Genomic DNA, 6,955 nt, shown 5'->3' on the forward strand with positions numbered 1-6,955 from the left:
CCGATCTGGTTGACCTTGACCAGGATCGAGTTGGCAACGCCCTTTTTGATGCCATCTGCCAGACGTTTCGGGTTGGTGACAAACAGGTCATCACCAACAAGCTGGGTCTTGGCACCGATGGCGGCCGTCAGTTCTGCCCAACCATCCCAATCGTCTTCGGCCATGCCGTCTTCGATGGAGAAGATCGGGTATTTGCCCACAAGGTCGGCCCAGTATTTGACCATCTGGCTCGGATCAAGCGACTTGCCCTCGCCGGCCAGAACGTATTTGCCGTCCTTGAAGAACTCGGTCGATGCCGCATCAAGCGCCAGCACAACGTCTTCTTCCGGACGATAGCCAGCAGCCTCGATCGACTTCATGACATAGCTGATGGCAGCCTCGGTCGATGCGATGTTCGGCGCAAAGCCGCCCTCGTCACCAACGTTGGTGTTCAGACCATCTGCCGACAATGCCTTTTTCAGGTTGTGGAAGATTTCCGCACCCATGCGGATCGCGTCCGAGCAGGTCTCGGCCGAAACCGGCATGATCATGAATTCCTGAACGTCAATCGGGTTGTCGGCATGCTCGCCGCCATTGATGATGTTCATCATCGGCACCGGCAAAGTGCGGGCAAACGACCCACCGACATAACGATAAAGCGGAAGACCGGCATCTTCGGCAGCGGCCTTGGCCGTTGCCAGCGACACGCCCAGAATGGCGTTTGCGCCCAGACGGCCTTTGTTTTCGGTGCCATCAAGGTCGATCATGACATTGTCGACGGCAAGCTGGTCTTCGGCATCCATGCCAGCCAGCGCTTCAAAGATTTCACCATTTACGGATGCAACCGCCTTGGTAACACCTTTGCCAAGGTAACGGTCTTCCTTGTCGCGCAGTTCGACGGCTTCGTGTGCACCGGTGGATGCGCCCGAAGGAACGGCAGCACGACCAAAGGCGCCATTTTCCAGGGTGACATCAACTTCGACCGTCGGGTTACCACGGCTGTCAAGGATTTCGCGGCCGCGAATATCGATAATAGCGGTCATGACAGAAACGTTCTCCTCACTGGTAGGAACCATACCTGACCATCAGGCATGCAGGTTACAGCAAAAAAGAATGCCGCCAATCACGTGCTGGCGGCATTTGTTATTTACGCGTCAAACATATCCAGACGAACCGGATTGGCTTTTGCCACCTTGTCCAGTTCCATCAGAACCGAAAGAACTTCGGGAAGCTTGTTCAACGGGATTTGGTTCGGGCCATCGGAAATGGCCGTCGCCGGGTTATCGTGGGTTTCGATAAACAGTGCTGCGATACCAACCGCAACGGCCGCACGGGCGAGAACTGGCGCGAATTCGCGCTGGCCACCTGACGAGGTGCCCTGTCCGCCCGGCTGCTGAACCGAATGGGTGGCATCGAAGACAACCGGATAGCCCTGACGGGCCATGGTGGGAAGTCCACGGAAGTCCGTGACAAGCGTGTTATAGCCAAAGCTGGTCCCACGGTCACAGAGCATGATGTTTTCATTGCCGGTCGCAGCCAGGTTATTGGCCACATTGACCATGTCCCAAGGGGCCAGGAACTGACCCTTTTTGACATTAACCGCGCGGCCCGTTTTGCCAGCCGCTTGCAACAGATCGGCCTGACGGCATAGGAATGCCGGGATCTGCAGGATATCGGCAACCTCGGCCACCGCCGCACACTGATCAGGCAAATGCACGTCGGTCACAATCGGAAGCCCGGTGACTTCCTTGACCTCGGCCAGGATATCGAGACCTTCCTTAAGGCCGACACCGCGTTTGGACGTGGTGCTGGTCCGGTTGGCCTTGTCAAACGAGCTTTTATAAACAAGCCCGATGCCAAGCCCTTCGGACAGTTCCTTAAGCGCTGTGGCCATCTCGAGGGCGTGCTGACGGCTTTCGATCGCGCACGGGCCTGCCAGAACGGCAAACGGCTTGTCGTTGGCGATTTCGATATTGCCGACTTTGACGGTTTTAATTTCGGTCATTGCACTGACTTTCTGTCGATCACTTGTGGCTGTTTGTTCTGGCAATCAGATACCAGGCTTATACCAGACGGCTGCGCTCTTTGGCGGCCTTGATATAGGAAACAAACAGCGGATGCGGATCCAGTGGACGCGAACGCAGTTCCGGGTGGAACTGAACACCGATGAACCACGGATGATCCGGATATTCGACGATTTCCGGCAAACGACCATCCGGCGACAGCCCTGAGAATTTAAGACCCTTCTCTTCAAGCTGCCCCATGAAGTTGACGTTCACCTCATAACGATGGCGGTGACGTTCAAGAACGGTTTCGCTGCCGTAAATCTCGCGTGCACGGGTGCCATCGACAAGCTTGCACTCGTAATTACCCAGACGCATGGTGCCGCCAAGGTCATCGTCATCAGAACGACGCTCGACCGAGCCACCATCTTTCGCCCATTCGGTCATCAGACCGACAAGCGGCGTCTTGGTCGGACCAAACTCGGACGAGGACGCATCCTTAAGCCCGGCAAGGTTACGCGCGGCTTCCAGAACCGCCATCTGCATGCCAAAGCAAATCCCGAAATACGGCACCTTGTTTTCACGCGCATAGCGGGCCGCGGCAATCTTGCCTTCGGTGCCACGTTCGCCAAAGCCGCCCGGCACCATGATCGCATCAAGCTTGGACAGGATTTCGTTGACGTTGCCTTCTTTTTCCAGCTCGTCAGACGCAATCCATTCCAGTTTGACGCGCACCTTGTTGGCGATACCGCCATGGGTCAGCGCTTCGGTCAGCGACTTATAGGCATCGGGAAGCTGGATGTATTTGCCAACGATGCCGATGGTGACCTCACCTTCCGGATTGCGGATGGTGTTGCAGATATCTTCCCACGGCTGCAGATCCGGTTCCTGCGCCTGCAGGCCGAAGTGATACAGCACTTCGTTATCCAGACCATACTGGTGATAGCTGATCGGCACCTGATAGATGTTATCAACGTCATAGGCCGGAATAACCGCCGCTTCACGGACGTTACAGAAACGCGCAATCTTGCGGCGTTCATTGATCGGAATTTCGCGATCGCAACGGCACAGAAGAATATCTGGCTGAATACCGACACTCTGCAGTTCCTTGACCGAGTGCTGGGTCGGCTTGGTCTTAAGCTCCCCGGCAGACGAAATATAAGGAACAAGTGTCAGGTGCATGAACAAGGCCCGGCCATCGCCAAGGTCATTGCCCATCTGACGGATGGCTTCAAGGAACGGAAGGCTTTCGATATCGCCCACCGTGCCGCCGATTTCGACCAGGACAAAATCCTCGGTCGCGTCCGACATCACGAATTCCTTGATCGCATCGGTGATGTGCGGAATGACCTGCACAGTCCCGCCAAGATAATCGCCGCGACGTTCACGCGCGATCACGTTGGAATAGATACGACCGGTGGTGACGTTGTCGGACCGGCGCGATGATACGCCGGTGAAACGTTCATAGTGGCCAAGATCAAGGTCGGTCTCCGCACCGTCTTCGGTCACATAGCATTCGCCATGCTGGTACGGGCTCATGGTGCCCGGATCGACGTTGATATACGGATCAAGTTTACGCAGACGAACTGTAAAGCCGCGTGCCTGCAGGGACGCCCCCAAAGCAGCGGAAGCCAGACCTTTGCCCAGCGAGGAAACCACGCCACCGGTAATAAAGATAAAACGAGTCATTATCTTGGCCTCATCTCAAAGCACAAAGCCTCGGTTCGATGCCATTCAGTGCATCACGAACCGGGGAATTCAACAATCAAAAATTGAGGCGGCAAGTTTGCCGCCTCAGGTCGTCGGTTAATTTGTTTATCGGGTCGGAGCCGCGGGACCGGTGTCCTCGGCGGGCTCGGTGACCGCGGGGGCCGGTTCCGGCGCCTGATCAAGGATCGAAGCCGGCTGGGTGTGGGTATTCGACTGAAGGGCAAGAATGATGCTGGTGATCATGAATGCGCCTGCCAGAATAGCAGTAGTACGGGTCAGCAGGTTCGCAGCGCCGCGTGAGCTCATCACGCCGAAACCACCGCCGCCGCCTCCGCCGCCGCTGTTACCGCCGATACCAAGCCCACCGCCCTCGCTGCGCTGCACGAGAATCACAGCGATCAAGCCGAGCGCAAGAAGAAGGTGGATTACCAGAATGACTGTTTGCATGGTGTCGAAACTCTTGTCCTAATCAACCGATCCAAACGCAATTCGGCCCGGATCGGGCATAAATTTGATGCGTATTTAACGCGTTTTATGGCTGTTGGCTAGACCATATTAAACAAAATCTGCACCGCAGTCGGTCAGGCACAAGATTCAATAATCTGCCAGAAATCTTCAACCTTAAGGCTGGCCCCGCCGACAAGTGCACCATCGACATCTTCGACAGCCATCAATTCCTTGGCATTCGACGGCTTGACCGAACCACCATACAGAATTCGGAACTGATCACCATCCTCAAACCGTGCCACCAGACCTGCACGGATCGCAGCATGCACTTCGGCAACTTCTTCGACACTGGCAGTACGGCCCGTGCCAATCGCCCAGACCGGCTCATAGGCAACAACCGTGTTTTTGGCATTCGCCCCATCCGGAAGCGATACCGCCACCTGCCCGTTCACCACCGGCAAAGTTGCACCAAGATCGCGTTCTTCCTCGGTCTCGCCAACGCACACCACCGCGATCAGACCGGCATCATGGGCCGCAATCGCCTTTTTGCGAATATCGGTTGAACTTTCACCATGATCGGCACGGCGTTCGGAATGACCGACCAGAACATATTGTGCGCCAATATCGGCCAGCATCGGGGCGGCCAGATCTCCGGTATGCGCGCCTGAAATCGCCGCGTGGCAATCCTGCCCACCGACGGCAACCGCACTTCCCTTGGTTACGCCAACCGCCTCGGACAAAAGCGTTGCCGGCGGACAGACAAGAATATCGCAACCAAGCGCCCCTTTTTCAGACGCCTTTGCCGCCAGGCTTGATGCCAGCGCAAGACCGTCTGCACGCAAACAGTTCATTTTCCAGTTTCCGGCAATCAGGGGACGGCGTTGGGTCATGGGAGCTACCTCGTGCTGATCTGGTTCACATTTTGTCTGTGTAGTGTCCTTGTTTCAAGACCATAACAACCGGCTTGCGGTTGATACGATTTGTTACAGGACCTGTTTCGACGCGGGTTTTAGCATGCCATGCCAGCGGGGCCAAGTACCCGAAAACGCCCGATCACGTATTTAGGATGTGATTGCAGTCATCTTCTATACAATCGCCTGTTGCCGCTGATAACACTCGCCATTAAGATGCGCGGCAAATTTGCTCGGGCCTTTTCGTCTATCGCGTCGTCCGGGCGACCATAATGAAACGACGTCAAAGCCTGATTTTGGCGTCAAACCACGGATTGTTAGGCTTATCATATGCTTGCTGGCATTCGCACATTTTCGAAATCAATCTTCGCCAAGATTATCTTTGGCGTGATTGCACTGAGCTTCGTGATCTGGGGCCTGAACGCATCGATGCTCAATCTGGGCACCTCGCGTGAAGTTGCCGAAATCGGCAGCCAACGGATCACCCCGGTCGAACTGGATCGCGCCTTCCAGCGTAGCGTGCAGAATATGCAAAACATGTTCGGACCGAACTTCAACCAGCAGCAGGCCATTCAGATGGGCCTTCTGAACAATACGGTGCAGTCGCTCGTATCCCAGAAGATCCTTCGTGAAGATGCCAAAAACATCGGTATCGGCATCAGCGACGAAGCCGTCCGTGATCAGATCTTCTCGTCTGACAGCTTCAAGGACCCGACCACCGGCCAGTTCAGCCGTGATCGCTTCCTGCAGGCCCTGTATCAGGCTGGCTACACCGAAAACGAATTCATCAACGGTGTCCGTGGCGACATGATGAGCCAGCAGGTTGTCAGCAGCCTGACCAACCCGGCAACGGTGCCAGACATCATGGCGCGTCAGATCGTCGCTTACCGCAATGAACAGCGCAGCGGTTCGTTCTTTACGCTGAACAAGGATGCGTTTGCTGACATCGCACCGGCTGATGACGCGACCCTTCGTGCATATCACGAAGAAAACGCGGCCCAGTTCACCGCACCGGAAAGCCGTAATGTCACCCTTGCAACGCTAAGTGCCGCTGACCTGATTTCGACGGTCACCGTAACCGACGAAGAAATTTCCGACGCCTATGCACAGCGTGAACCGGAATTCCAGACCCCGGAAAAACGCACCGTCGAACAAATCCTGTTTTCGCCGAACGAAGAACAGACCGCCCGTGAAGCCTATAAGCGCCTGACGGAAGGTGCAGACTTCATGACGGTTGCCAAAGAAGACGCGAACATGGACGAAGCCATGGTCAAACTCGGCCAGTTCACCGCAAATGACATCCTGCCCGATCTCCGCGATGCGACCTTCTCGCTCGACGAAGGTGGCATCTCCGAGCCGGTCGAAACCGCCCTTGGCTGGCACATCATCCGTGTTCCGTCGATCACCCCGGGCAGCACCCAAAGCCTCGATGAAGTCCGCGACATCATTGTTGACGGCCTCAAACAGTTCAAAGCCGAAGACGCCATTTATGATCTGGCGGCCACCTTTGACGAAGAACTCGGTGCCGGCACCCCGATCGAAGACGCCGCACGTGATGTTGGCGCAAAAACCTACAAGCTTGACGGCATCGTCCGTGGCGAAGGCCTTGCAGGTCAGAACGTTGACGGCGCAGACGAAATCAACGCCAAAATCTTCGAGCTCGAAAACAGCGAGGAAAGCTTCCTCGAAGAAACCGCTTCGGGCACGCGTTATGTCGTTCGTGTTGAAAACGTAACCCCGTCGGCCCTGCGTCCGTTTGACGAAGTCCGCGACGAAGTTGTTGCCGCATGGACCGCCGAAGAACGCCAACGCCTGATGATGGAAAAGGCCGAAGAACTGGCTGGCAACATCAACACCACTGGTGCTGATCTCGCAACCCTCGCGACCGAAGACGGCGCAGACGTT

Annotated in this window: 6 protein-coding genes; 1 reads left to right on the plus strand and 5 read right to left on the minus strand. The window is 56.0% G+C overall.

The window, feature by feature from the left end:
- The 5 genes from eno to tpiA all read right to left on the minus strand — a co-directional run.
- On the minus strand, positions 1-1,022 hold a 1,022-nt coding region (gene eno, locus B2T33_RS00195), incomplete at its 3' end, for a phosphopyruvate hydratase (protein ID WP_286790865.1).
- Between the two features lie 104 nt (positions 1,023-1,126).
- Complete coding sequence (kdsA, locus tag B2T33_RS00200; protein WP_008891174.1) at positions 1,127-1,984, minus strand: 3-deoxy-8-phosphooctulonate synthase; 858 nt, start codon at positions 1,982-1,984, stop codon at positions 1,127-1,129.
- Between the two features lie 58 nt (positions 1,985-2,042).
- Positions 2,043-3,671 (minus strand): CTP synthase, encoded by a 1,629-nt coding sequence (locus B2T33_RS00205; RefSeq protein WP_008891175.1) that lies wholly within the window; start codon positions 3,669-3,671, stop codon positions 2,043-2,045.
- Positions 3,672-3,797: 126 nt separating this feature from the next.
- Positions 3,798-4,139 carry a preprotein translocase subunit SecG gene (gene secG, locus B2T33_RS00210; RefSeq protein ID WP_008891176.1) on the minus strand — a complete coding sequence of 114 codons (342 nt, stop codon included), beginning with the start codon at positions 4,137-4,139 and terminating at the stop codon, positions 3,798-3,800.
- Between the two features lie 134 nt (positions 4,140-4,273).
- Positions 4,274-5,029 carry a triose-phosphate isomerase gene (gene tpiA, locus B2T33_RS00215; RefSeq protein ID WP_286790866.1) on the minus strand — a complete coding sequence of 252 codons (756 nt, stop codon included), beginning with the start codon at positions 5,027-5,029 and terminating at the stop codon, positions 4,274-4,276.
- 351 nt (positions 5,030-5,380) lie between these two features.
- Between tpiA and B2T33_RS00220 the strand changes: the two genes are divergently transcribed.
- On the plus strand, positions 5,381-6,955 hold a 1,575-nt coding region (locus B2T33_RS00220), incomplete at its 3' end, for a SurA N-terminal domain-containing protein (RefSeq protein ID WP_286790867.1).

This window comes from Thalassospira sp. UBA4513 (assembly GCF_002388495.1).
Classification (GTDB): domain Bacteria; phylum Pseudomonadota; class Alphaproteobacteria; order Rhodospirillales; family Thalassospiraceae; genus Thalassospira; species Thalassospira tepidiphila.

Coding starts and splice junctions, on each gene's coding strand:
- kdsA (WP_008891174.1), bottom strand. CDS start 1,984: ATGACCGAAATTAAAACCGTCAAAGTCGGCAATATCGAAATCGCCAAC.
- B2T33_RS00205 (WP_008891175.1), bottom strand. CDS start 3,671: ATGACTCGTTTTATCTTTATTACCGGTGGCGTGGTTTCCTCGCTGGGC.
- secG (WP_008891176.1), bottom strand. CDS start 4,139: ATGCAAACAGTCATTCTGGTAATCCACCTTCTTCTTGCGCTCGGCTTG.
- tpiA (WP_286790866.1), bottom strand. CDS start 5,029: ATGACCCAACGCCGTCCCCTGATTGCCGGAAACTGGAAAATGAACTGT.